The sequence below is a fragment of the Namhaeicola litoreus genome, assembly GCF_042679565.1.
Lineage (GTDB): Bacteria > Bacteroidota > Bacteroidia > Flavobacteriales > Flavobacteriaceae > Namhaeicola > Namhaeicola litoreus.
In genome coordinates this window covers 339,309-365,347 of record NZ_JBHTMY010000001.1, presented here as the reverse complement: position 1 = coordinate 365,347, position 26,039 = coordinate 339,309, and the positions used below count along the sequence as shown (strand labels likewise).

Here is a 26,039-nt window from a genome sequence, read left to right as displayed (position 1 = left end):
CAAGTGCTCTTTTAACTATTTTTTATCAAGCTCAAAAGATAATTACCATAACCACTTTTTAATAATGGATCAGCAATTTCTTTTAATTTAGTCTCATTGATAAAGCCTTTTCTAAAGGCAACTTCTTCTATACATCCAATTTTTAAACCTTGCCTCTCTTCAATCACCTGAACAAATTGTTGTGCTTGAATAAGGGAGTCGAAAGTTCCTGTATCCAACCAGGCAGTTCCCCTATTAAAAACTCCAACTTTGAGTTTCCCTTTTGCGAGATAGGCTTTATTGATATCGGTGATCTCGAATTCTCCTCTTGCTGATGGCTTTAAACTTTCTGCAATTTGAATAACCTCATTGTCATAAAAATATAAACCAGGAACTGCATAATTTGATTTTGGTTTCTGCGGTTTTTCTTCTATCGACAATACGTTATCTGCCTCATCAAATTCAACCACTCCATATCTCTCAGGATCTCTTACATGGTAGGCAAAAACGACTCCCCCTTCAGGCTCTGCAGCCTCTATGAGTCTTCTGTGCAAATCTGTTCCATAAAAAATATTATCACCCAAGATAAGGGCAACAGAATCATTTCCTATAAAATCTTTCCCGATAACAAAAGCTTGAGCGAGTCCATTTGGCACTTCTTGAACGGCATAACTGAATTTACAACCCAATCTGGAGCCATCACCCAAAAGTTTTTCGAAAGATGGTAAATCATGAGGGGTAGATATAATCAGAATTTCTTTTATACCAGCCAACATCAAAACCGATAGAGGATAATAGATCATCGGTTTATCGTAAATTGGCATGAGCTGTTTACTTATTGCAAGTGTAAGTGGATGTAATCGGGTACCACTACCCCCGGCTAAAATAATTCCTTTCATGGCATATCATCGGTTAAACTATCAGTATCATCGTCATCTCTTGGAATGATTGCGATAGCAGGTTTTTTAAACGTTTTTTTATTAGCAATGGCTGATTCTAAAGATAATAGAAGTGAAGGTAGTAACAATAAATTGGCACCCATGGCAAATAAAAGAGTGATTGAGACTAATCCTCCCAAAGCTTTTGTTCCACCAAAACTCGATACGGTAAATACCAAAAAGCCAAAGAAAAGTACTACGGAGGTATAAAACATACTTGTACCCGTTTCACGCAAAGCACCATATACAGATTTTCTTACATTCCATTTATGAGCGATAAGCTCTTGACGGTATTTTGCCAGAAAATGTATCGTATCATCCACCGAAATACCAAAAGCGATACTAAACACTAAAATGGTTGATGGTTTTATAGGAACACCTAAGTAACCCATCACTCCGGCAGTCATTAAAAGGGGTAAGATGTTAGGTATCAACGAAATGAGTATCATTTTATACGACCTAAACATCCAAGCCATCAAAAGAGAAATCAATAAAATGGCGAGCGATAAAGATATTACGAGATTTTTTACCAAATAGTTGGTACCTTTAAGAAAAACTAAGGCTTTACCGGTTAAAGAAACCTCATATTTTTGCTCTGGAAAATTCTTTTTTACTTTTTCTCTTAACCTGTTTTCAATTTCTTCCATTTTTTCAGTACCAATATCCTTCATAAAAGTAGTCATGCGTGCATATTGACCTGTCGAGTCGACAAAATTTTCTAACATCTCTGCCTGAGCACCAGAATTTTTAGAATATGAAAGAATAAAACTCTGTTCTTGTTGCGATGGCAGTTGATAATAATCGGGGTTCCCATTATAGTAGGCTTGTTTGGCGTATTTTACCACGTTTAAAACAGAAATAGGCTTAGAGAGTTCAGGAATTTCATCAATTTCTTCTTCCAGCTTATTCATCCGCTTAAGCGTAGTCAAATTCATCACCCCTTTCTTTTTCTTTGTATCAACTACAATTTCAAGTGGCATAATTCCGCCAAATTCATCTTCAAAAAATTGGATGTCTTTATAAAATGTTTTCCCTTTAGGCATGTCCTCAATCAAACTGCCGGAGACCTTAATCATATATACACCAATTAAACTGATAATGATGATGATAACAGTTGTAATATAAATACCAATTCTGTTATGACGAACCATATTTTCCATCCAACTCACCACTTTTTCCATCCATTTTCTTTCCAAATGCTCCAAATGTTGCTCTTTGGGTTTGTGCATAAAACTATAGATGATTGGAATTATAAATAGTGATAAGAAAAAAATGGCCATTATATTAATGGATGCGATGATTCCAAATTCTTTTAGAAGCTGACTTTTTGTGAATATAAAGGTAGCAAAACCAGAAGCTGTGGTCAGATTGGTCATCAAAGTTGCATTACCTATTTTAGATATAACTCTTTGTAAGGATTTTGCTTGATTACCGTGATTTTTAACTTCCTGTTGATATTTATTAATTAAAAAGATGGCATTCGGCACCCCAATTACGATGATCAAAGGTGGGATCAAAGCCATGAGAACAGAGATCTCATACCTAAACCAGCCAATAAAACCAAGAGCCCATATTACCCCAATGCTCACAACTACCATGGTAATAAATGTTGCTCTAAAAGATCTAAAGAATACAAAGAAAATAAGAGATGTAATGCCTAGTGCCAAACCGACGAACATCCCAATTTCATCGATAATGTTTTGGGCATTCATGGTTCTGATATAGGGCATACCCGATACCCTGACATCCAAACCAGTTCTTTGCTCAAATTCTTCAATAATAGGATTGAGATCATCAAAGACAAACCTTTCTCTTATAGGCGTATTTACTATCGATTTATCGAGATAAATGGCTGTTTGAAGCGTACCTGTTTCTTTGTTGTACAATAAATGATCAAAAAAAGGTAAATCATGAAATAATTCATACCTAATTTTTTCTATGTCCTCTTTGCTAGATGGTTTTAAACTATAGAGAGGTTCTACTGTGAATTTTTCGTTCTCAGTATCTTTGGTCAGTTTTTTAATATCCGCAACGGAAATAGTTAAATCTACTTGACTAAATGTATCAAGTCTATGAGCTAAATCTATCCAATCACTAAAATTTTCAACTTCGAATAAAGATTCGTCGTTAACGGCCAAAAGGATAAGGTTTCCTTCTTCTCCAAAAATTTCAAGAAATTTGTCGTATCGTATATTTTCTATATGATTGGAGGGCAACAGGTTCGCCTCAGTATGAGAAAATTCGAGGTATTTAATCTTAGATGCGAGGAAAGCGGTAATAAGCACGAGAATAATTAGAATAAGTATTCTCTGCTTTAATATAAATCTTGAAACTCTTACCCAAAAATTCATCTGTTTACTACCTGGGTTATAGAGAAGGATTATTTGATTGTGGATGAGTTTCCATAACCAGGTAACACAAAGGCTAGACCTTCATTATTTCCTCTTCTTTAATTTTTAAGTGTTCATCTACTATTTTACTATACTTATCAGTGAGTTCTTGCACATCAACTTCGGCATTTTTTCTAAGATCTTCAGAAATATCCAGCTTTTTTAATTCATTGTTGGCTTCTTTTCTATCATTTCTTATACTTACCTTAGCAAGTTCACTTAAGGCTTTAGCTTGTTTGACTAGATCTCTTCGTCGTTCTTCTGTGAGTACTGGAACATTTATAATAATGCTTTCACCATTATTCATGGGATTAAAGCCCAAGTTAGCATTCTGAATTCCTTTTTCAATTTCCTGGATCATAGATTTTTCCCATGGCTGAACGGTTAAAGTATGTGCGTCCAATGTATTTACATTCGCAACTTGGGAAAGTGGCGTACTGGCACCGTAATAATTTACCATTACACTTTTGAGCATAATTGGCGAAGCTTTCCCAGCTCTAATATTTGTAAATTCATATTCAAGATGTGATATGGCTTTTGACATCTGTTCTTCCACGCTGTCTAAAACAAATTGAATTTCTTCGTTCATGATATTAGAATTTTACTTTTTTACAAATCCACAATTGTTCCAACATTCTCTCCAGAAACAATTTTTGAAAGATTACCTTTTTTGTTCATATCAAAAACAATAATAGGCAACTCATTTTCTTCACTAAGGGTAAAAGCAGTCATATCCATAACTTTCAGCCCTTTTTCCATAACCTCTTTGAAGGTTATTTCGTCAAATTTGATTGCATTGCTGTCTTTTTCAGGATCAGCCGTATATACACCATCCACCCTAGTTCCTTTTAAAATAACATCGGCACCAATTTCTATGGCTCTGAGAACGGCGGCAGTATCGGTTGTAAAATAGGGATTTCCGGTGCCTGCTCCAAATATAACGACCCTTCCTTTTTCTAAATGACGAACTGCTCTTCTTTTGATAAAAGGTTCTGCAATTTGCTCCATTTTGATCGCTGTCAACAATCTCGTTTGCACGCCTATTTCTTCTAAACTACTTTGCAAAGCAAGACTATTGATAACGGTTGCCAACATACCCATATAATCACCTTGAACTCTATCCATTCCCTTGCTCGCGGCGGCTAATCCTCTAAAAATATTTCCTCCTCCAATAACGATAGCAACTTCAGTACCTGAGTCTACGACTTGCTTTATTTCTTTGGCATAATCTGAAATACGAGTGCCGTCTATTCCGTAATTTTGGTCACCCATTAAGGATTCTCCACTTAATTTTAATAAGACTCTTTTATATTTCATTCTAAGGACTGAAAATTGGTTTTGCAAATATACTAATTTTTATATCTAAGCATTTGCGATTTAAACTTAAGATAAAAAAAATCCCCGATAAAAACTTATCGGGGATCTTCATATTTTCATAGGCTTATTAACCTAGTGCAACACGTTTGAAATCGACTACATTTACGTCTTTCCCTAATGTCTTTACGTATTGTGAAACACTCATTTTATTGTCTTTAATAAAATCTTGATTGATCAAGGTATTTTCTTTAAAGAATCTATTTAGTTTTCCTTTTGCAATTTTATCAAGCATTTCTTCAGGTTTCCCTTCTGCTCTTAATTGATCTTTTGCAATTTCTATTTCTTTTTCAATAATGCTCGCATCAACACCGGCTTCATCAAGTGCTAACGGATTCATAGCAGCAACTTGCATTGCAATATCTTTTGCTACCTCTTCAGCTCCATTTCCTTTTCCAGAAAGGCCTACCAATGAGGCAATTTTGTTGCCAGCGTGGATATAGCTCGATACATAAGGGGCGTTAATTTTTTGGAAACTAGGAATTTCTATTTTTTCACCAATTACACCTGTCTGCTCGATTAATTTGTCAGCAACTGTCATTCCGTCAATAGAGGCACTTAATAAATCCTCTTTTGATTCGCATGTTAAAGCGATGTCTGCTAATTTATTGGCTAAAGTAACAAAGCTTTCGTTTTTACCAACAAAATCAGTTTCACAAGCTAAAACAATTGAAACACCAGAAGTGTGATCTTCATTTACTTTTGCAATTGCAGCTCCTTCTGTTGATTCTCTGTCGGCTCTATTCGCAGCAACTTTTTGACCTTTTTTTCTCAAAAATTCTATTGCTTTTTCAAAGTCTCCATTAGATTCTACCAAGGCTTTTTTGCAGTCCATCATTCCTGCACCAGTAGCTTGTCTTAATTTGTTTACGTCTGCGGCGGTAATATTTGCCATAATTTTTTTTGTTTATTTGAAAAAGAAGCTTCAGGATTTGAAGCCTCTTTTTATGATTCAACCTATTTTAGTTATTCTGCAGTGGCACTCACTTCTTCTTTGGTGTCTTTGTTTGATTTTCTTTCAGATAAACCTTCACCAATTGCATCAGTTAAATGCGCTAATACTTTTTCTATCGATTTTGACGCGTCATCATTTGATGGAATAACAAAATCAATCGGTCTAGGATCTGAGTTTGTATCTACCATCGCAAAAATTGGAATATTCAATTTTTGTGCTTCAGCAATTGCAATGTGCTCACGTTTTACGTCAACTACTAAAAGAGCACCAGGAATTCTGGTCATATCAACGATAGAACCTAAGTTTTTCTCTAATTTTGCTCTTAAACGGTTGATCTGTAATTTCTCTCTTTTAGATAAAGCATCGAATGATCCATCTTTTTTCATACGATCGATCTGACTCATTTTTTTTACTGCTTTTCTAATTGTTACGAAATTTGTCAACATACCACCTGGCCATCTTTCTGTGATGTAAGGCATATTTACCGACTCAGCTTTTGCAGCTACAATGTCTTTTGCTTGTTTTTTGGTTGCTACAAACAACACTTTTCTTCCAGAAGCAGCAATTTTTTTCAAAGCTTTAGCAGCTTCGTCCATCTTAGCTCTGGTTTTGTAAAGGTCGATAATATGAATTCCTTTACGTTCAGTGTGAATGTAGTTGGCCATGTTAGGATCCCATTTTCTGGTCAAGTGACCAAAATGTACCCCGGCGTCAATTAAATCTTGAATTTCTACGTTTGCCATTTTGTGTTTAGTTTACGTTCCGTTTTAGTAGCAATAAAGAAGTAGCGATACGATCGGTCTTCCTTATTTGGATGCTAGACTTGAAAAACGACAACAATGGTTTAAATAATTTATAAATAATGATATTAACGTTTTGAGAATTGGAATTTCTTTCTCGCTTTTTTCTGACCGAATTTCTTTCTTTCCACCATTCTTGGATCTCTTGTCAATAATCCTTCTGGTTTAAGAACAGATTTATTCTCTTCGTCCAAAGCAACCAATGCTCTTGATATGCCTAAACGAATAGCTTCGGCTTGTCCAGTTACTCCTCCGCCAAATACATTTACAGTAACATCAAAATTTTCCAAGTTGTTGGTTAAATTTAATGGTTGTAAAACTTTGTAACGTAAAGTATCTGTAGTGAAATAGTTGTTAAATTCTCTTTCGTTAACTGTAATGTTACCTTTACCTTTTGATAAGTAAACACGCGCAACTGCGGTTTTTCTTCTACCTATTTTATGAATAGTTTCCATATTACATTAAATCGTTTAGGTTAATAGATTTTGGGTTTTGTGCTGTTTGCAAGTGGTCAGTACCACTGTATACATACAAATTTCTGAACAAGTCAGCACCCAATTTGGTTTTTGGTAACATTCCTTTTACTGCTTTCTCCACTAACCTAGTAGGATCTTTTTTGTACATTTCTGATGCAGAAAGAGTTCTTTGTCCACCAGGAAAGCCAGTGTGGCGAATGTAAGTTTTCGCATCCCATTTTTTCCCGGTTAAATTAATTTTCTCAGCGTTGATAACCACTACATTATCTCCACAGTCTACATGCGGAGTGTAATTTGGTTTGTATTTACCTCTGATGAGCTTTGCTACCTTAGAGGCTAGACGACCCAACGTTTGACCGTCTGCATCAACCACAACCCACTCCTTGTTTACGGTGTTTTTGTTGGCCGACACTGTTTTGTAACTTAATGTATTCACAATTAAATTTTTTGTTAATATTAAACTTCCTTTTCTCTTTTAGTAAAAAGAGTGTGCAAAAGTACAATAAAATATGTATTTAACAAAAGGGATTTTTGGAATAAATGTTTAAAGAAGGATTTACTTACAATAAATTGATTTCAAGAACTTTATTTTCGAATTTTAATGTGCTTCCAGCCAGTTTTTTCCTTCACCCAAGTCGACTATTAATGGTATGGAGAGTTGATAGGCACTTTCCATTTCTTCTTTTATGATAGGTTTTAGAATGCTCAATTCATCTTTGTGAACGTCAAACACCAATTCGTCATGCACTTGAAGTATCATTTTTGATCTATATTTCCCTTCCTCTAGAATTTTATGTAAGTTGATCATGGCAATTTTGATAATATCTGCAGCACTACCTTGAATTGGCGCATTTACCGCATTTCGTTCATCACCTGAGCGAACTACTGCATTTCTTGAGTTGATATTTTTTAAATACCTACGTCTTCCCAGAATAGTTTCAACATATCCGTGTTCTCTGGCGAAATCAATTTGCTGATCAATGTATGCTCTTAAAGTAGGATAAGTTTTGTAGTAATTCTCAATTAATTCTTTGGATTCTCCTCGACTTAAATCGGTCTGCTGACTTAATCCAAATGCTGAAACGCCATAAATAATTCCGAAATTTACCGTTTTAGCATAACTTCTCTGTTCTCGAGTAACCTCATCTAATGGTACATTAAACACTTTTGAAGCCGTAGATTTGTGAATGTCTTCACCTCTTTCAAATGCTGACTTCAATTCACTATCATTGCTCAATTCTGCAATTAATCTCAATTCTATTTGAGAATAATCTGCCGCTAATAAAACGTAATCTTCGTTTCTCGGGATAAAGGCCTTTCTGATTTCTCTTCCCCTTTCAGTCCTTATGGGAATATTTTGAAGGTTAGGATTATTCGAACTCAAGCGTCCGGTTGCTGCTACCGCTTGGCTATAGGTAGTATGAATTCTCCCTGTTTTCTTATTTATTTCGTTTGGTAATGAATCTACGTATGTATTTTTCAATTTAACTAAACTTCTCCAATCTAAAATGTCTTTGACAATAGGATGCTTTTCTGCCAACTTGGATAGAACTTCTTCACCTGTTCCATATTGACCAGTTTTCGTTTTTTTTGGTTTATCAACCAATTTTAATTCCTCAAATAAAACAATACCTAACTGTTTTGGCGAGGCCAAATTGAATTCGGTTTTTGCTTGAGCGTAAATCTTCCTTTCTAATTCTGCTGTATCCTTTTCTAATTCTTGTGATAATCCGTTTAAAACATTATTATTTATATTGATCCCTTCCAATTCCATATTGGCCAAAACAATTATGAGCGGAGCTTCAATTTTTTGATATAATTCAGATAATTTATTTTTGACTAATTCAGGTTCAAAAATATGCATGAGCTGTAATGTGATGTCGGCATCTTCAACAGCATACTCTGTTTGTTTTTCCAAATCTACATCACGCATATTTCCTTGATTCACGCCTTTTTTTCCGATGAGATTTTCAATAGGTACCGGCTGATAATTTAAATAAGTTTCAGCCAAAACATCCATGTTGTGGCGCATATCAGGGTTGATCAAATAATGGGCAATCATAGTGTCGAATACTTCACCCTGAACCTCGATATTGTAATTGTGTAGTACTTTAATATCGTATTTTAAATTTTGCCCCACTTTTACAATAGAATCCTTTTCGAAAAAGGGTCGGTAGATTTCGATAATTTTTTGTGCTTCTATCTGATCTTCTGGGAAAACAGCATAATATCCTTTGCCAGGCTCAAAAGAAAATGCGATACCAACTAACTCCGCCAAAAAAGTGTCTAAACTTGTAGTTTCGGTATCAAAACAGACTAATTTCTGGGCAAGAAGTTTTTTAAGCAGAATATGATGACCTGTATTTGTGTTTATAAATTGATAATGATGATCTTTATTATCAATTTGAATAAAACCAGAGCCTGGAAAATCTATCGCAGTATCGCTAGATACATTAGAAAACATGTCCAATTGCTGGTCATTACTTCCATTAGAAGCCGAAGAAACGTTTGAAAAAGATTGTGATGCTACCTCATCTTGGTTTAAGCTCTTTGAGTTTCCTTGAAAAGTCTGATTGATATTCTCAAACAATCGTCTAAACTCTAACTCTTGAAAAATTTGTTGAATTTTTTCTAAATCGGGCGGATCTAATTCAAAATCTTTTTCATCAAACTCAACTGGGCAATCTACCATAATGGTTGCCAGTTTTTTAGAAAGAAGACCTAATTCTGCATTGGCTTCTATATTCTCTTTCATTTTTCCTTTTAGCTCATGAGTATTTGCTAAAAGGTTTTCTAGTGTTCCGTACTCTTTCAGAAACTTTCTCGCAGTTTTGTCTCCTACTCCGGGTAATCCCGGAATATTATCAACCGCATCTCCCATCATTCCTAAGTAATCTGTAACATTGATAGGTTCTTTTACATCATATTTCTCTCTCACAGTTTCTACATCCCAAATTTCTATACCATTGCCCATTCTAGCAGGTCTGTAGACAAAAGTTTTGTCGGTAACTAATTGTGCAAAGTCTTTATCTGGTGTCACCATATAGGTCGTAAAACCTGCTTTTTCGGCTTGAACTGATAAAGTACCTATCAAATCATCAGCTTCATAACCCTCTTTTTCTACAATAGGAATATGCATTGCATTCAAAATCTCATGAATATAGGGAATAGCAATTTTTATAGCTTCGGGGGTGGCATCTCTGTTCGCCTTGTATTCAGGAAAAATTTCGTTTCTATCGGATGATCCTCCTTTATCAAAGGCAACCGCTAAATGATCTGGTCTTTCTCTTTTGATCACATCGAGAAGTGAATTCATAAATCCCATTATGGCAGAAGTATCCATTCCCTTAGAATTTATCCTTGGATTTTTAATAAAAGCGTAATATCCTCTAAAGATTAATGCGTAAGCATCTAATAGAAATAGTTTTTTGGAATCTGACATGAAGTTTATTTAGAATTGTAAAAATAATCAAATTGAGCGTTTTCTTGGTTAATTGACGAAAGTTACTTCATTCCAATCCTATTTTTATTAGTACAAAAAGCTAATTCATTAAAAATGTTATATTTGTGATAAGGTTTTCAAAAGGAAAATAATATGACAAAGTTTGGTGAACTCATCGAATCCCCCGTACCAACTTTAATTGATTTTTATTCTCAGCTCAATGATGAAAGCGATAGCACTCATTCTATTTTGCGTGATGTAGCAGCAGCCTTAGGCGATAAAGCAAGAGTTGTGAAAATTGATGTAGAAAAAAATGAGGCTTTGGCCAACGCATTAAGAATTAAAGGAAATCCCACATTCATTATTTATAAAAATGGTGAAATGAAGTGGCGACAAACGGGCTTACAAGATGCGAATACATTGATTAGTCTGGTTGAGCAATACACTTAGGTTTCTTCTATAGCTTTAAAACGGTAGCCTTTTTCTGAAAAATAATCTAGAACTTTGGGTAGGACATATCTTAAATTTAGTTCTGCTTTTAAGCTATCATGGAAAACGATAATGCTCCCGTTTTGTGCATTTTCGACTACGTTCTTAAAGCATTTTTCTGGGGTAATTTCAGAATCAAAATCTCCGCTAAGTACATCCCACATCACAATTTTAGTATTCCACTTTTTAAGTTGCAACTTACTCGCCAAGTTCAATTTGCCATAGGGTGGGCGAAATAAATTCGTTTTAAAACACAAGTTTTCAAAAGTATCAAATGATTTTTTGATATTATCCAGGTACATCTCGAGAGGAGTTTTCCACCCATTCAAATGATTAAAAGTATGATTACCAAGAGAATTACCTTGATCCTTTATTGTTTGAATTACATTTGGGTACTTCTCCACATTTTCTCCTACACAAAAAAAAGTACCTTTTGCCTGATATTTTTCTAATAATTCCAGAACCCAAGGAGTAATTTCAGGGTGTGGACCATCGTCAAAAGTAAGATATAGATCCTTTTGGCTTTTGTTAAAATTCCAGCAAAGATCAGGTAAAATTACCTTAGCAAAAGACGGAGTTTTAACAGGGTACCACACTATTCCTCTAACACTTTTTCTAACATGGAAACAGATGCCATAAATTCTTCTTTTAGCTCTGCAGTATACTCCTCACTATCAAATTCTTGAGTAGTTGCAATGATATAGCGGTACAGATCAAGATTCCCTTCTAATTCATTAAAATTAGCACTAATTTCATCCGAACTCATCGCTCCGTAATAATTTAGTGTCTCTTGGATATGTCCTATTAAATATTCAGAGATAAAACGAGCCTTCTCTCTTTTGTCGATGTTGTAATAAGACTCAATGTAGCCTATCACTAATCTGTAATAACCATATCGATCAATGGGCATTTTTTCCATAGCCAAATCGAGAATCTCTTCAGCTTTGCCGAAGTCTCCTTCCAAAATCAATTCATCTGCTAATCTTCCAAGACTGTTTCTAAAAGAAATTGCGTTTTTACGTGTTTCTGGATCTAAATAGATATCTCCATTAGAATTTCTCCAATCCCATTTTTGTACATTTTCATACATGGTTTTGGTATCAATTCTACCCATGTTCATAAAGTTCGCACCTTCTAAAGGTGTTTTTATTGGCACAAATTTATATGCCAAACCATCGAGTTGCAAATAGTCTTTTAGCCAAATATATTCCTCGGCAGCTTGAGCTCCACCAGTAAAATACAATGGACGAGTCCAGTTATTATTGGCAAGAACATCCAACATCAGTATTCTGTTTTTTGTGAGTACATCTGCGATGGTAATGTCGATATAGGGAACGATCAAATCTGCATCTTTCATCGGTACAATGCCGTTTTTAAGTACAGCATCTTTATCAACCATTAAGCGTAATTTATTAGTAGGATAAACTTTTTCAGGATGTCCGTTTTCTTCAAAATCAACCGTTGTTCTTAGATCTTTGCTTTGTATCCATTTCATAAAAGATTGAATATCCATGATAGAATCTTTAAATTGTGGAAATGGATAGGGGTAGTGATAAGCTACGTCCAGAGAACCTTCTTTGTAGTCATCATGCGAAAGTTGTGATGGAATTGGCGGTGCTTTGTATGTTTTTCTTTTCTGTTGGTCTATATACCAATCTTTGGCAAATAAACTCGTGTTGACCAATTTGATATCGGTTCTGTAATCTTCCACTTCCTGCATATACCAAAGTGGAAATGTGTCGTTGTCGCCAATGGTAAACATAATGGCATTTTCCTGACAAGAATCTAAATAAGCTTTAGCGTTATTGCGTGTTGAATACCTGCCGGAACGGTCGTGGTCGTCCCAATTTTCTTTGGCCATTAGTGTTGGTACTGCCAAAAGACTAAGTCCTGTAATGGACAAAGCTAAAACTTTAGGGTTTAGTTTATCTTTGAATTGGTCGTATAAGGCGAGTACACCAAAGCCGATCCACATGGCAAATACATAAAAAGATCCGACTACAGCATAGTCCCTCTCTCTCGGTTCAAAAGGTTTCGGATTTGTATAAAAAATAATGGCAAGACCGGTAAAGGCAAAAAACAAGAAAAGGGCATAAAAATCTCGTTTATCGTTTTTTAGTTGATAAAACAAGCCAATCAAGCCAAGGATAAATGGCAGAAAATAGTACTTATTTCTTCCCTTATTCTCAAGTACATCTGCTGGAAGATCTTTTTGAGAACCCAATCGAATTTCGTCAATAAAATTGATTCCACTCATCCAATTTCCGTGATTGTCTAAATTCCCTTGGATATCGTCCTGTTTTCCAACAAAATTCCACATAAAATACCTGGCATACATATAACCAAATTGGTAATCGATCATAAAATAGATGTTCTCACCAAAGGTCGGTCTGCGGTTACTTTTTTGAGGAATACCCGTTATTGCTTTGTAATTTTGAACAACGCCGGGAGATGGATCAACCATTCTAGGAATAAAGCCCTTATGTTTATCTGAATAATTTGGAATTGCATCCTTATAATTATTGACAATTACATATTTACCTTGCTCTTCGTCTTTTTCATACTTTGGTTTTGCATCTCTATATGGGTCAGATTTATCTCTATCTGCGCCATTCTCAGAAAAATATGATCCGTAAAACACATTGGCATCACCGTATTGTTCGCGATTGTAATAAGCCAGTAACTCTCTGGCACTTGAAGGGTTATTTTCGTTAATAGTCGTATTCGCATTTGCACGAATGGGCAACATGAGCCAAGAAGAAAAACCGATCATAATATATAGAGTACACAAGATTGCCAGGTTCGCAATCGGTTTATTCTTTTTACGAGTCTGTTTTAATCCAAAATAGAAAAGTCCTGCTAAAATGATACCGGCAATAATACTTCCTGAATTAAAGGGTAATCCAACTGTATTGACGAAAAACAATTCTAAGGCACTAAAATAAACCAATGTAAATGGGAACAAAAATTTGAAGATCAAAGCCAAAACTGCCACTGAAATCACATTGGCTAAAACAAATGATTTCCAATTAAAATGTTCTGTTTTTTTGTTGATATACATAAAAACAATGGCAGGAATTACGAGCAAAGACAAAATGTGAACTCCAAATGATAATCCCACAACAAAACTGATTAACAATAGCCATTTATGGCCACCAGGATTGTCCATTTCAGTTTCCCATCTCAAACCTAACCAAAAGAGAAGTGCCATTAAAAAAGACGACATAGCATATACTTCTGCTTCTACTGCACTAAACCAAAAGCTGTCTGAAAAGGTATAGGCCAATGCGCCAACCATTCCACTTCCTAAAATTGCAATAACATGACCATCCGAAATATGGTCGTTAAATTTTAGAACCATTTTTTTGGCGATCGCGGTGATGGTCCAGAACAAAAACAAGATGGTAAAAGCAGAAGCCAAGGCCGACATAAAATTTACCATTTTCGCAATTTGTAATGCATCATTGGTAAACATGGCAAAAAATGCGCCCATCATTTGAAAAAGTGGCGCTCCTGGTGGGTGGCCGACTTCTAATTTAACAGAAGTGGCTATGTATTCACCACAATCCCAATAAGAAACCGTTGGCTCTAGAGTTAAGGTATAGGTAATTAAGGCGATAGCAAAAGCGATCCAACCTAGAATATTGTTATATTTTTGATAGTGATTTGCAAGCATGAAAATTGATTAAATGTCGAGGCGAATTTACTAAAATATATCAAATGGAAATTGCTTGAATAAAACCTTAGAAAAAAATTAGTAAAAAAGCGTAAAAAGTTTTTTGCTAGAAAGAATCTTTGTTATAAATTTGCGCCTGCTTAAACGGAATAGTTCTTTTTTAGAATTTCGTTTGACATTGACCCATGGTGTAACGGTAGCACATCGGTTTTTGGTGCCGCTTGTCGGGGTTCGAATCCCTGTGGGTCAACAACTTAAAAGCGTAAATAATTGTAATATAATTGTTTACGCTTTTTTATTTTTATATTTATTCCTTCATACTTGATGTTGTTTTGTTGTTTTTTATTTCAAGTAATTAAAAATATATACTGCTGAGGTTAAAATGACTACCCCTAAAACGATGTTTTGAAATACTTTTTGGGAAATTTTACTCAAAATCTTTTTTCCAGTCCAAGTACCTGCAATACTAACAGCTACAAGAAAGGGAAGTGTAATTAAAAAGGTTTTACTCATATAACCGTTCAAATAGTACACGATCGTCCGACTTGAGTCTACCCCTAAATCAATTAATGCAGAACTGGCTATAAATATATTTTTCTCTAAGTGAAAGGCCGAAAGCGTTAGTCCTCTTATGGCGCCACCTGTACCTATTAAGCCAGCAAAAAAGCCAGATAATACACCTCCGGTGATGAGGTTTCTGGTTGTTGTTTTGATTTGTTTTTTGGAATAAATTATCAAAAAAATTGCAATAATGAACAGAGAAATACTCATAATTAATTCCAATTTTTTTTGTGCCACGAACTTGCTCATTACTGCTCCTATTGTAACAAAAACGATCGCTGGTATGCCTAATTTTAGAACAATTTCTTTGTTGATTCCTTTTTTGAAAAAAGCAATCTTGGATAGATTACTGAAAATATGAAATAGGGCCGTAATGCCAAGAACCTTTTCAAAATCAAAAAAAAGAGATGCGATAGGAACAAAAAGGATGGAAGATCCAAATCCACTTATCGTTCCAATTACTTCTGCGAGATAGGCCAGGGTGTAAAATAGGATAAACCTTTCTTCCATTGCCCAAAATTATTTGTAATTGTTTGAAATACAATAAAATTAGTGATTTTTAGTTCAATAAGCAGGGTTTTGTTCGAGAAGCATGGAAAGGCATTGCTTGTCGTGTAAAAATGGAATATTGGAGTTTAATTTTGTGTGAATTTAAACGTGTAAAAATGAAGATAATTAAAAATGTAGTACTGACGACACTTTCTATCATCTACATACTTATTTTAAGCACTTTAATGATTTACAGCACCATTTGGGTGATTAATCATCTTTAAAGAAAGAAAAAAGGCCTTATGTAAGGCCTTGGATTCATTTTCCTATAATTTAAATGTAATAACAGGTCTCAGGGCGTGATTGGTGAGCTCTGCGCCGATACTTCCATTAAAGAGTTGTGACAATCCGCTTCTTCCGTGTGTATTTAAAGCGATTAAATCAGCCTTAACATCATTTGAATAACTCAGAATACCATTTTCTATAGAAATGTCATTATAAATAATTGTTTTGAAGTCTTTTAATTCAAAGTCTTTGATGAAATTATGCATTCTTTCTTCAATGGCTTTTGTGGTATTGAAATTATGAATGGTGTTTACATATAGAAAATGGAATTTAGCGCCAAAAAGATTGGCAAACTCCATCACCTTTGGAAATGTTTTTTTACTTTCTTCTTTAAAGTCTGATGCAAAAACGATGTTTTTTATGTTAAACTCAACACCATTGGATTTTACAACAAGTACAGGAACAGTTGATCTTCTCACTACCTTTTCAGTATTTGAACCGATAAACATTTCTTGTAAACCACTTGCACCTTGTGAGCCCATCACAATTAAGTCGATATTATGTTTTTTACTTTCATCAATAATCCCGGCAAATGCCATAGAAAATTGAATAGATTCGACCACTTTAATTCCTTTAAAAAATGGTTTTTGTATAAAGTTATCAAACTTTTCATGGGCTTGTTTCATGTAAAACAAAGCTTGAGGACCAGTATTAATACTGCTAATTTCGGCAGGATCAATAATGTTAACAGGTAATTCGAGCATGTGTAACAAAATTATCTCGCTGTCGGTTTTTCTTGCGATACTCGCAGCAACTTTGGCTGCGTATTCAGCTTCTTTCGAAAAATCAACGGGAACTAGAATTCTTTTCATAATAAATTTTTTAGTTGGAGAGTTAAAGTTAAGAAATTGTACTGAATAAGTAATGATTTTTGTCAGAATGAAATGAATTACTATATTTGCACCGAATTTTAAGATGTAATGCGTTGGAGGGGATTTAAAATCCCCTCTTTTTATATGTAAAGAATGAATCCTGAAAAAGTTGTACATTTAGTTAATGAAGCTCTAGAGGAGAATGAGTCACTTTTTTTATTAGACTTGGCAATTTCTTCCTCAAATAAAATTACTGTTATTGTTGATGGTGATGCTGGAGTGCCCTTAAATGAGTGTATTAGAATCAGCAGACATGTTGAAAATAACTTGGATAGAGAAGAAGAAGATTACGCGTTAGAAGTTACCACTCCTGATATTACAGAACCTTTGAAATCTTTCCGTCAATACAAAAAAAACATTGGCAGAACAATGAAAGTAAAAACTGAGGAAGGTACAAGTGAAGGTGTCTTGCAAAAAGTTGACGATGAGTCTATTGTGATTCTTCAAACGACAAGAGAGCCGAAACCTGTAGGGAAAGGAAAAATAACCGTAGAACGTGAAATTACTATTCCAATAAAAGAAATTAAAGAAGCTAAAGTGAAAATAATTATTTAAATAATGATATGGAAAATATTGCGTTAATAGAGTCATTTTCTGAGTTTAAAGATGATAAAAGCATTGATAGAGTTACCCTGATGGCCATTTTAGAAGAGGTTTTTAGAGCTGCTTTGAAAAGAAAATATGGTTCTGATGATAATTTTGATATCATTATAAATCCTGATAAAGGAGATTTAGAAATTTGGAGAAACCGCGTTGTGGTTGACGATGGGGAAGTAGAAGACGATAATGAGGAAATATCTTTGACAGAAGCTAGGAAAATAGAGCCCGATTTTGAGGTGGGTGAAGAAGTTTCTGAAGAAGTTAAATTGGTAGACTTAGGCAGAAGAGCAATTCTTTCTTTGCGTCAGAATTTAATTGCGAAAATTCACGAACACGACAATACCAATACATATAAGCAATATAAGGAATTGGAGGGTGAATTGTACAGTGCAGAAGTACACCATGTTCGACATAATGCAGTTATTTTACTAGATGATAACGGCGTGGAATTGGTTTTGCCAAAAAGTGAGCAGATAAAATCTGACTATTTCAGGAAAGGTGAATCTGTAAGAGGTATTATAAAAGAAGTAGAATTAAGAGGTAACAAACCTGCGATCATTTTATCAAGAACAGCTCCTGAATTTTTAGAAAAACTGTTCGAACAGGAAATACCAGAAGTTTTTGACGGTTTAATTACAATCGAAAGGGTAGCTAGAATACCTGGTGAGAAGGCAAAAGTAGCCGTAGACTCTTATGATGATAGAATTGATCCTGTTGGTGCATGTGTTGGGATGAAAGGTTCCAGAATTCACGGAATTGTTCGAGAATTAGGAAATGAAAACATTGATGTGATCAATTACACAAAAAATGATTCCATTTTCATTGCTAGAGCATTGAGTCCGGCAAAAGTAACTTCCATTGTCATAAACCCAGCTGTTGGTGAAGAAAAAGCAAGGGTTGATGTGTTCTTGAAACCAGAGGAAGTATCAAAAGCCATCGGAAAGGGTGGTGTAAATATCCGTTTGGCTAGTATGTTAACCGGTTATGAGATCGATGTTCAACGCGATGACGTAGAAAATGTTGAGGATGTTTACCTTACAGAATTTTCTGATGAAATCGAAGATTGGATTATAGAAGAGTTTAAAAGAATTGGTTTAGATACAGCTAGAAGCGTACTGGAGCTAGATGTTGAAGATTTAGTAAAAAGAACAGACTTAGAGGAAGAAACCATTCTTGATGTCCAGCGAATTCTAAGAGAAGAATTCGAAGCGTAGAAAAATAAATTAGGTCAAAAATATATGAGTGATCAGAATACAATAAGATTAAACAAAGTTCTCCGGGAGTTGAATATTTCTTTGGACAGAGCTGTGGAGTTTCTTGCCAAAAAAGGACATGAGGTGGAGGCAAGACCAACCACGAAAATCTCTGAAGAAGTACATCAACTGTTGGCTGATGAATTCGCAATTGATAAAAGTAAAAAAGAAACTTCTATTGAAATTGGCGAAGAGAAAAGAAAGGAGAAGGAAGAGTTAAGGAAGGAGTTCGAAAAGAGTCATCGAGAAGTAAGTCAAAGAAATCAAGATATATTTAGACCGGGATCTGAAAAATTAACAGGTCCGAAAATGGTTGGTAAGATTGACCTGGAACCAAAAACTGAAAGTAAACCGGAACCTGAAAAGCCTGTTGAAAAAGAGGAGGTTAAAGAACCTGAAAAAGTTGCAGAACCAGAGGTAATCAAGTCTAATGTCAAAATTGAAAAGCCAAAAATGGTTGGTAAGATTGACTTGGAGCCAAAGAAAAAAACTGAAACCAAAGAAGAAAGTAAGCCTGTAGAACAAAAAGCCGTAGAGAGTACAGAAGTAAAGCCTAAGTTAAAGGAAAAAAAGTCGGTAGAGGATAAGGTAAAGGAAGTTAAACCAGAGGTGAAAGAGGAAACTGAATCTGAAACGCATGTTACTCAGTATCAAAAACTTTCAGGTCCAAAAATTACTGATAAGATTGATCTTTCTCAGTTTAAAGACAATAAGAAAGATAAGAAGAAGGATGCAAAAGGTGAGAAGGGTAAAGATAATGCCGATAAGAAAACAAAAAGAAAAAGAATATTCAAACCTTCACCAGTAAAAATTTCACAGGTAGATAAAAACAAAGGTTCTGGAGATTTTAAAAAATCAAAGCATAAACCTGCGGTTAAAGAAGAACCGAATGAAGAAGACGTACAAAAACAAGTAAGAGAAACATTAGAAAAGCTTCAAGGTAAATCTTCAAAAGGTAAAGGTGCGCGATACAGAAGAGAAAAAAGGGATGCTCACCGTCAACAGACAGAAAAGGAGCAAGAGCAACAAGAGGCAGAAAGCAAAGTATTAAAGGTAACAGAGTTTGTTACTGTTAATGAAATTGCAACGATGATGGAAGTGCCTGTAACGCAAATCATTACAGCATGTTTCTCATTGGGTATTATGGTGACCATGAACCAAAGGTTGGATGCCGAAACACTTTCTATTGTTGCGGACGAGTTTGGTTATGAAGTGGAATTTGTCGATGCAGAGGTAGAAGAATCAAGTGATATTGAAGAAGATAAGCCAGAAGATTTAAAACCGAGATCACCTATCGTAACAGTTATGGGTCACGTAGATCATGGTAAAACGTCTTTGCTGGATTATGTGAGAAAAGAAAATGTGATCGCCGGAGAGTCTGGTGGAATTACCCAACACATTGGAGCTTATTCAGTAGATATAGGTAAAGACCAGAAAATAACGTTCTTAGATACACCAGGCCACGAAGCGTTTACAGCGATGAGGGCAAGGGGTACACAATTAACAGATATTGCCGTAATTGTAATTTCTGCAGATGACTCAATAATGCCTCAGACAAAAGAGGCAATCAGTCATGCTCAGGCAGCTAGTGTGCCTATTATTTTCGCAATTAATAAGATTGATAAGCCCAATGCAAATCCGGATAAGGTAAAAGAAGAACTTGCCGGAATGAATTTGTTGATCGAAGAATGGGGAGGGAAAATTCAATCCCAAGACATTTCCGCTCTAAAAGGAACAGGTGTCAAAGATCTTTTGGAAAAAATATTGTTGGAAGCTGAATTGTTAGAACTAAAAGCGAATCCGGATAGATTTGCAACGGGTTCTGTAGTGGAAGCACAATTGGATAAAGGAAAAGGATATGTTACCACCATTTTGGTACAAAGCGGTACTTTGAAAGTGGGTGACTTTATGTTGGCCGGAAAACATTTTGGTAAGGTGAAAGCCATGCATGATGAAAGAGGAAACTTAATTGAACAAGCCGGACCCTCTACTCCAGTTTCTGTCTTAGGACTCGATGGAGCACCACAAGCAGGTGATAAATTCCGTGTTTACGATGATGAACGAGAAGCCAAACAAATTGCAGCAAAAAGATCTCAGTTACACAGAGAACAATCGATTAGAACACAACGACATATTACACTTGATGAAATTGGTAGAAGGATTGCTTTAGGCGGTTTCAAAGAATTGAACATTATCTTAAAAGGTGATGTGGATGGTTCAGTTGAGGCATTGACAGATTCTTTGCAAAAATTGACTACAGAAGAAATTCAGGTAAATATCATTCATAAAGGAGTAGGTGCTATTACTGAATCGGATGTTTTATTGGCATCGGCTTCTGAGGCAATTATTATCGGTTTTAATGTGAGACCATCTGTAAGTGCAAAACATTTAGCCGAAAAAGAAGAAATAGATATCAGAAATTACTCGATTATCTACAATGCCATTAGTGATGTGAAAGATGCAATGGAGGGTATGTTATCTCCTGAAATTGTAGAGGAAATTACCGGTAATGCCGAGGTACGTATGACCTATAAAATTTCGAAAGTTGGAACGATTGCAGGTTGTATGGTGCTCGATGGTAAGATCTACAGATCATCAAAAATTAGAATTATTAGAGATAATGTCGTCATTTTTACGGGAGAATTAACTTCATTAAAAAGATTTAAGGATGATGTCAAAGAAGTTTCTAAAGGGTATGACTGCGGTATGCAGATCAAAAATTACAACGATATTCAAGAAAACGATATCATTGAAGCTTACCAAGAAGTGGCAGTGAAGAAAAAATTGAAATAGATTTAAGAAATACGAAAAAAGGGTTGGATTATTTCCAACCCTTTTTTTTTGACCTCGGGTATTAAAATTAATTTTTAACCTTTAGGTTTAAAATACCTCGTAAACCTTGCAAATCAAAAAAGATTCAAATGAAAATTTGGTGATTCTCGAAAGTTCAAGTTCTCTATATCATGTTAAAATCTAGCACGACTTCTCCTTCGATCGAAGCTTGTAAATGATCCCCTTTAAATATTTGTCCTGTTCCCGAGGCAGGAGTACCAGTAAAAATGAGATCACCTGGTTCTAAGGTCATGAATTTAGAAACAAAGGCAACAATTTCGCTAAAATTGTATATCATGAAATTTGTATTACCTGATTGCATTTCTTTTCCGTTGATTTTTAATCCGAAACGGATATTGTTTACATCACTAAAATTGGCAAGTGGTTGAAAGGATGATATCGGAGCAGCACCATCAAAACCTTTACTCAAATCCCACGGGCCTTTTAAATCTCTGTACAGGTCAAAAATATCTTTAGCCGTAAAATCAATTCCTATACCTATTTCAGAAATATAAGAGAGCGCCTCATTTTCTGAGATATTCTTTCCTTTTGTGCCAATTTTCAAAACAAGTTCTGCTTCATACCTCAAATCATTGGTGAAGGATGGATAAACTACATCTGCATTGTTTCTAACTAAACTTGATTCTGGTTTCGAAAAGATAATTTGTTGTCCGGTTTTGTTTGAGCTTATTTCTTCTTTCGTGTTGACATAGTTTTTGCCGATAGCGAGAATTTTCATTGATTTATCATTTAAAATATTGAAAATTAAAACTACTAATAAGTAGGCCAATTCAAGTAATTTATGTCGATTTTTTTTGTTTAAAAGATCAGAATTCTCGATGGTATTCTAATCCCGGACCATCACATTGTAACCAAGTGCTAACAAGTATATTGTTTGTTTTTAACCAAAGTGTCTCTAATTGATTTCCTGTACAACTGCCGACGATTTCACTAGGAGTTTTGTAATGGAATTCAAGTAAAGTCTCGTTGTTGTTTTCAATTCGTTTATATAAACCTGATTCTTCTGTAACTGCTCCTTCTGATTCTCTCTGTTTTTTAAAAGTACCGTTCTCATTAAGTAAGTAAATCTCTTGCCAAGGCATGTCTAAACCTGATACCTCTGTACCCGTCATATGATAAGTCATTTTGACCAATATCCATTTTTGGGGGTATTTATTGAGTTTAGTTTCCTCTTCATTAGAACAAGAAAGGAGCGTGCTGAGAAAGAAAATAACAAGAAGTGTTTTTTGCCACATGATCAAATTTATATTTTTTTAGGTTTGATCTTATAGCGATATGGATTTCTTCCGGGGGATTTTTGATTCTTTTCAGGAAGTCTTTCAAATAAATTTGAAGAAAGCATTTTTTTTTGAAATCTACTTCTGTCGAGTTTTTCACATAAAATGGTTTGATGAAGTTCATGAAGTTCGGGCATAGTAAATTCGTCAGACAAAAGATTAAAAGTTATATGTTCTTGTTTTATATCTTCTTTCAATCTCTTTCGCGCTGTTAAGGCGATTGTTTTGTGATCCATCCACATACTTGGAAGATTTTCAAAACTATACCAGGCAAAAGCCTCATCAATTTCGTTTAAAGCAGGAAAAGTATTCTCCATATCTACCAAGGCGTAATAAACGAGGCTGACAAACCTCGTGTTTAGCCAGCAATAATCTGTCCAAATAAGTCCTGATTTCTCATAAAAATCCTTCCAGATTTGCTTAAACCTCCGATCCTTATCTCCAAAAACTTCTAAAAATTTAAAATGCGTATTCTCTAAATCGGTTCTTTCTTTTAAAATCCTTTTTGTCGCATTCTCTACAGATTCGTTCTTTAAAACAAAGCCTCCAGGCAGTAACCATTTATCCCCAATTTGAAGCAGGAGGCACTTAAGTTCATTCGCTTCATACCCAATGATAACAATATCAATAGAAAGATTTGGCAAAACCAATTCATTTCCCTTTTCTAAAAAGTTCTTGATATTCATAGTATAAAAAAATAATTGTGACATTAAGACACAAAATAATATTGATTACATTTGTGGCGTATTGTCACAAAAATAGTTAAAATATGAACAAGTACTTGAAAATCATCTTGATTACCCTATTGTCATTGTTAATTTTAGTAATTATTTTGGGTTTAGGAGGTTGGTTTTGGTTTAAATCTAACATTTTAAATTTTGAAAGGGATTTTCCCGAAAAATTGGGTAGCAAAGAAATTACAGTAGATGGTTTCACATTCTTAGATCTTAATGACAATGGCTTTCTGGATGAATATGAAGATAAAAGAAAGACCACAGAAGAGCGTGTAAATGATCTTCTCGGTCAAATGACTTTAGAAGAAAAAATACATCTGTTAAAAGGATCCGGAATGGCATCTGGTATTGGTATGGTTGAAGCAGGGACTGGAATTCCGGGTGCTGTGGGTACTATTGTTCCCACACCTAGATTAGGTTTGCCTACCATTTATTTATCAGATGGCCCGGCAGGATTAAGAATTGAATCAACACGCGAAAATGATGACCAAACCTATTATTGCACAGCCTTTCCGATTGCAACATCGCTCTCTTCAACTTGGAATGTAGAATTGAATGAAAATGTGGGAAAGGCGATGGGAAATGAGGCTTTGGAATATGGTATTGATGTGATTTTGGGACCCGGAGCCAATATTATGCGACACCCATTTTGCGGTAGAAATTTTGAATATTATTCAGAAGATCCGCTTCTTACAGGAAATATAGGCGCAGCTATGGTGAATGGAATAGAATCAAACGGTGTGGGTACTTCACTAAAACATTTTGTGGCCAATAATCAAGAGAGTAATCGAAATTTTAATGATGCGCTGATATCTGAAAGGGCAATGCGAGAAATCTATCTCAAAGGTTTTGAGATCATTGTTAAAAAATCACAACCTTGGACGGTAATGTCATCTTATAATAAAGTCAATGGTACCTATGTTTCTCAAAGCAAAGAATTATTGACAAATGTTTTAAGAGACGATTGGGGATTTGACGGCCTTGTCATGACAGATTGGTTTGGAGGACAGAGTGCCCCGGATCAGATAAGTGCGGGCAATGATTTACTTGAGCCTGGAACAAAAAAGCAATGGGAATCCCTGAGAAAGGCAGCAGAAAATGGAGATCTCTCGATTAAAGAGATTGATGTATCTGTCAAACGAATCCTCAAATTAATCTTCGAGAGCCAGAAGATGAAGAATTACGAGTATAGCAATAAACCTGATTTAAAGGCACATGCACAAATTGCTAGGCAATCTGCTGCAGAAGGGATGATTTTGCTTAAAAACGAACAAACACTTCCTCTCCAAAACATCAAAAATATAGCACTTCTAGGAGTAACTTCTTACGACTTTATATCCGGAGGAACTGGTTCAGGAGATGTAAATGAAGCCTATACCGTTTCTCTGGAAGAAGGATTAAATAATAAAGGATATGAAATCAATGACATTGCTAAAAAAGCATTTGAAGTTCATAAAGAGGCGAATAAAGAATTATTCTTAAAACCAGAAGGTTTTTCCGCCATGTTTAAACCCTATAATCCTCCTGAGTTTCATTTGAGTAAAGAAGAACTCAGTCAACTTGCAGCAACTTCAGATATAGGAATCGTCACCATTGGTAGAAATAGTGGAGAAGGTGCAGACCGGGTTATAAAAGATGATTTCCTACTTTCGGAAGAAGAAAGGGACATCATTAGTTCGGCATGTGAGGCATTCCATAAAGCCGGAAAAAAAGTAATTGTTGTGTTGAATGTAGGTGGAGTCATTGAAACGGATTCTTGGAAAAACAAACCGGATGCTATTTTACTGGCATGGCAAGGAGGACAGGAAGGCGGAAATGCGGTTGCAGATATTTTACACGGAAATGTGAATCCAAGTGGAAAATTGCCGATGACTTTCCCTGTCCATTTAAATGATCATGCTTCAAATGCCAACTTCCCCTTAGATGGCGAGCCACTTAAAATCTTAAAGATGCTCTTTAAAAAGGAATTGCCTGAAGAAAAGAAAGTTCGCAACAAAGATTATACACTTTATGAAGAGGGTATATATATTGGGTACAGACATTTTGATAAAGCAAACTTAGACGTTTCGTATCCATTTGGTTATGGTCTTTCCTATACCAATTTTGAACTTACTGATGTAGAAGTAATGGTTGAAGGAGATACCATCGATATAAAAGTGAATGTCAACAATGTAGGTCAAAAGAGGGGTAAAGAAGTAGTGCAGATGTATGTTTCAAAACCCGATTCGAAAATCGACCGTCCCCTAAAAGAATTAAAAGCTTTTGCCAAAACCCAAGAATTGGAACCGGGCGCAATGGAAGAAGTGTTTTTACAAATACCTATTTCGGATTTGCGCTATTGGGATGAAAATAGTTCAGGATGGGCATTGGAAAAAGGAATTTACGAAATCCTAGCAGGAAATTCTTCCAGGAAAATTCATCAATCCATAGAGATTGAAATTTAGCGTGGAATTAAGTCATATAAAAAACCGCCCCTTCATCCTGTGGGGCGGTTTTATCATCTGCTGAACCCAATAAAGTTTAGGTTTTATTCGAT

At 35.2% G+C, this 26,039-nt stretch carries 21 protein-coding genes and 1 tRNA gene; 6 read left to right on the top strand and 16 right to left on the bottom strand.

The window, feature by feature from the left end; translation table 11 throughout:
- Nucleotides 1–11 precede the first annotated feature (11 nt).
- The 9 genes from rfbA to polA form a co-directional block, all read right to left on the bottom strand.
- Entirely contained in the window at nucleotides 12–878 is an 867-nt protein-coding gene (gene rfbA, locus ACFQ39_RS01660; protein WP_377175782.1) for a glucose-1-phosphate thymidylyltransferase RfbA, read from the bottom strand.
- A complete protein-coding gene (locus tag ACFQ39_RS01655) occupies nucleotides 875–3,268 on the bottom strand; it encodes an efflux RND transporter permease subunit (protein ID WP_377175780.1) in 2,394 nt (797 codons plus the stop codon). Before ACFQ39_RS01655 ends, rfbA begins: the two co-directional genes overlap by 4 nt.
- A gap of 73 nt (nucleotides 3,269–3,341) precedes the next feature.
- Nucleotides 3,342–3,896 (bottom strand): ribosome recycling factor, encoded by a 555-nt coding sequence (gene frr / locus ACFQ39_RS01650; RefSeq protein WP_377175778.1) that lies wholly within the window; start codon nucleotides 3,894–3,896, stop codon nucleotides 3,342–3,344.
- A 20-nt stretch (nucleotides 3,897–3,916) separates the two neighbouring features.
- Nucleotides 3,917–4,624 (bottom strand): UMP kinase, encoded by a 708-nt coding sequence (pyrH, locus tag ACFQ39_RS01645; protein ID WP_377175776.1) that lies wholly within the window; start codon nucleotides 4,622–4,624, stop codon nucleotides 3,917–3,919.
- A 127-nt stretch (nucleotides 4,625–4,751) separates the two neighbouring features.
- Complete coding sequence (gene tsf, locus ACFQ39_RS01640; RefSeq protein WP_377175774.1) at nucleotides 4,752–5,576, bottom strand: translation elongation factor Ts; 825 nt, start codon at nucleotides 5,574–5,576, stop codon at nucleotides 4,752–4,754.
- A gap of 71 nt (nucleotides 5,577–5,647) precedes the next feature.
- Nucleotides 5,648–6,379 carry a 30S ribosomal protein S2 gene (gene rpsB / locus ACFQ39_RS01635; RefSeq protein ID WP_377175772.1) on the bottom strand — a complete coding sequence of 244 codons (732 nt, stop codon included), beginning with the start codon at nucleotides 6,377–6,379 and terminating at the stop codon, nucleotides 5,648–5,650.
- A 125-nt stretch (nucleotides 6,380–6,504) separates the two neighbouring features.
- A complete protein-coding gene (gene rpsI / locus ACFQ39_RS01630; RefSeq protein WP_377175770.1) occupies nucleotides 6,505–6,891 on the bottom strand; it encodes a 30S ribosomal protein S9 in 387 nt (128 codons plus the stop codon).
- A 1-nt stretch (nucleotide 6,892) separates the two neighbouring features.
- Nucleotides 6,893–7,348: a 50S ribosomal protein L13 gene (rplM, locus tag ACFQ39_RS01625; protein ID WP_377175768.1), complete on the bottom strand. Its 456-nt coding sequence runs from the start codon at nucleotides 7,346–7,348 to the stop codon at nucleotides 6,893–6,895.
- Nucleotides 7,349–7,510: 162 nt separating this feature from the next.
- A complete protein-coding gene (gene polA / locus ACFQ39_RS01620; protein ID WP_377175766.1) occupies nucleotides 7,511–10,354 on the bottom strand; it encodes a DNA polymerase I in 2,844 nt (947 codons plus the stop codon).
- Between the two features lie 153 nt (nucleotides 10,355–10,507).
- Here polA and ACFQ39_RS01615 point away from each other — a divergent pair, with 153 nt between their 5' ends.
- Nucleotides 10,508–10,804: a thioredoxin family protein gene (locus ACFQ39_RS01615; protein WP_377175764.1), complete on the top strand. Its 297-nt coding sequence runs from the start codon at nucleotides 10,508–10,510 to the stop codon at nucleotides 10,802–10,804.
- On the opposite strand, the gene ACFQ39_RS01610 is transcribed toward ACFQ39_RS01615, so the two are convergent.
- Together ACFQ39_RS01610 and ACFQ39_RS01605 are read right to left on the bottom strand one after the other, a co-directional pair.
- Entirely contained in the window at nucleotides 10,801–11,439 is a 639-nt protein-coding gene (locus tag ACFQ39_RS01610; protein WP_377175762.1) for a polysaccharide deacetylase family protein, read from the bottom strand. The two genes, ACFQ39_RS01615 and ACFQ39_RS01610, sit on opposite strands and share 4 nt — an antisense overlap.
- Nucleotides 11,439–14,519 carry a glycosyltransferase family 117 protein gene (locus ACFQ39_RS01605; RefSeq protein WP_377175760.1) on the bottom strand — a complete coding sequence of 1,027 codons (3,081 nt, stop codon included), beginning with the start codon at nucleotides 14,517–14,519 and terminating at the stop codon, nucleotides 11,439–11,441. The genes ACFQ39_RS01610 and ACFQ39_RS01605 overlap by 1 nt, the downstream gene beginning before the upstream one ends.
- Before the next feature lie 179 nt (nucleotides 14,520–14,698).
- Here ACFQ39_RS01605 and ACFQ39_RS01600 point away from each other — a divergent pair.
- A tRNA-Gln gene (locus tag ACFQ39_RS01600) sits at nucleotides 14,699–14,769 on the top strand.
- A 92-nt stretch (nucleotides 14,770–14,861) separates the two neighbouring features.
- Here the strand turns inward: ACFQ39_RS01600 and ACFQ39_RS01595 are convergent.
- Both ACFQ39_RS01595 and ACFQ39_RS01590 read right to left on the bottom strand, forming a co-directional pair.
- A complete protein-coding gene (locus tag ACFQ39_RS01595) occupies nucleotides 14,862–15,590 on the bottom strand; it encodes a sulfite exporter TauE/SafE family protein (protein ID WP_377175758.1) in 729 nt (242 codons plus the stop codon).
- Nucleotides 15,591–15,895: 305 nt separating this feature from the next.
- On the bottom strand, nucleotides 15,896–16,726 hold the full coding sequence (locus ACFQ39_RS01590; RefSeq protein ID WP_377175756.1) for a universal stress protein: 831 nt from the start codon (nucleotides 16,724–16,726) through the stop codon (nucleotides 15,896–15,898).
- Between the two features lie 153 nt (nucleotides 16,727–16,879).
- On the opposite strand from ACFQ39_RS01590, the gene rimP reads away from it, so the two are divergent.
- Genes rimP through infB form a run of 3 tightly spaced genes read left to right on the top strand, consistent with a single transcriptional unit; the run spans nucleotide 16,880 to nucleotide 21,432 of the window.
- The gene (gene rimP, locus ACFQ39_RS01585) at nucleotides 16,880–17,341 is read left to right on the top strand and encodes a ribosome assembly cofactor RimP (protein WP_377175755.1); all 462 of its coding nucleotides are present in this window, start codon (nucleotides 16,880–16,882) and stop codon (nucleotides 17,339–17,341) included.
- Nucleotides 17,342–17,349: 8 nt separating this feature from the next.
- Nucleotides 17,350–18,600, top strand: coding sequence for a transcription termination factor NusA (nusA, locus tag ACFQ39_RS01580; RefSeq protein WP_377175753.1), 1,251 nt, complete (start codon nucleotides 17,350–17,352; stop codon nucleotides 18,598–18,600).
- A 24-nt stretch (nucleotides 18,601–18,624) separates the two neighbouring features.
- Nucleotides 18,625–21,432, top strand: a complete 2,808-nt coding sequence (infB, locus tag ACFQ39_RS01575) for a translation initiation factor IF-2 (protein ID WP_377175752.1) — start codon at nucleotides 18,625–18,627, stop codon at nucleotides 21,430–21,432.
- Nucleotides 21,433–21,595: 163 nt separating this feature from the next.
- Here infB and ACFQ39_RS01570 read toward each other — a convergent pair whose 3' ends face one another.
- From ACFQ39_RS01570 to ACFQ39_RS01560, 3 genes are all read right to left on the bottom strand, one after another.
- A complete protein-coding gene (locus ACFQ39_RS01570) occupies nucleotides 21,596–22,210 on the bottom strand; it encodes a fumarylacetoacetate hydrolase family protein (RefSeq protein ID WP_377175749.1) in 615 nt (204 codons plus the stop codon).
- 88 nt (nucleotides 22,211–22,298) lie between these two features.
- Nucleotides 22,299–22,727 (bottom strand): hypothetical protein, encoded by a 429-nt coding sequence (locus ACFQ39_RS01565; RefSeq protein WP_377175747.1) that lies wholly within the window; start codon nucleotides 22,725–22,727, stop codon nucleotides 22,299–22,301.
- A gap of 8 nt (nucleotides 22,728–22,735) precedes the next feature.
- The gene (locus tag ACFQ39_RS01560) at nucleotides 22,736–23,455 is read right to left on the bottom strand and encodes an NUDIX hydrolase (protein ID WP_377175745.1); all 720 of its coding nucleotides are present in this window, start codon (nucleotides 23,453–23,455) and stop codon (nucleotides 22,736–22,738) included.
- Nucleotides 23,456–23,538: 83 nt separating this feature from the next.
- On the opposite strand from ACFQ39_RS01560, the gene ACFQ39_RS01555 reads away from it, so the two are divergent.
- Complete coding sequence (locus ACFQ39_RS01555; RefSeq protein ID WP_377175743.1) at nucleotides 23,539–25,947, top strand: glycoside hydrolase family 3 C-terminal domain-containing protein; 2,409 nt, start codon at nucleotides 23,539–23,541, stop codon at nucleotides 25,945–25,947.
- The last annotated feature ends 92 nt before the right edge of the window (nucleotides 25,948–26,039 follow it).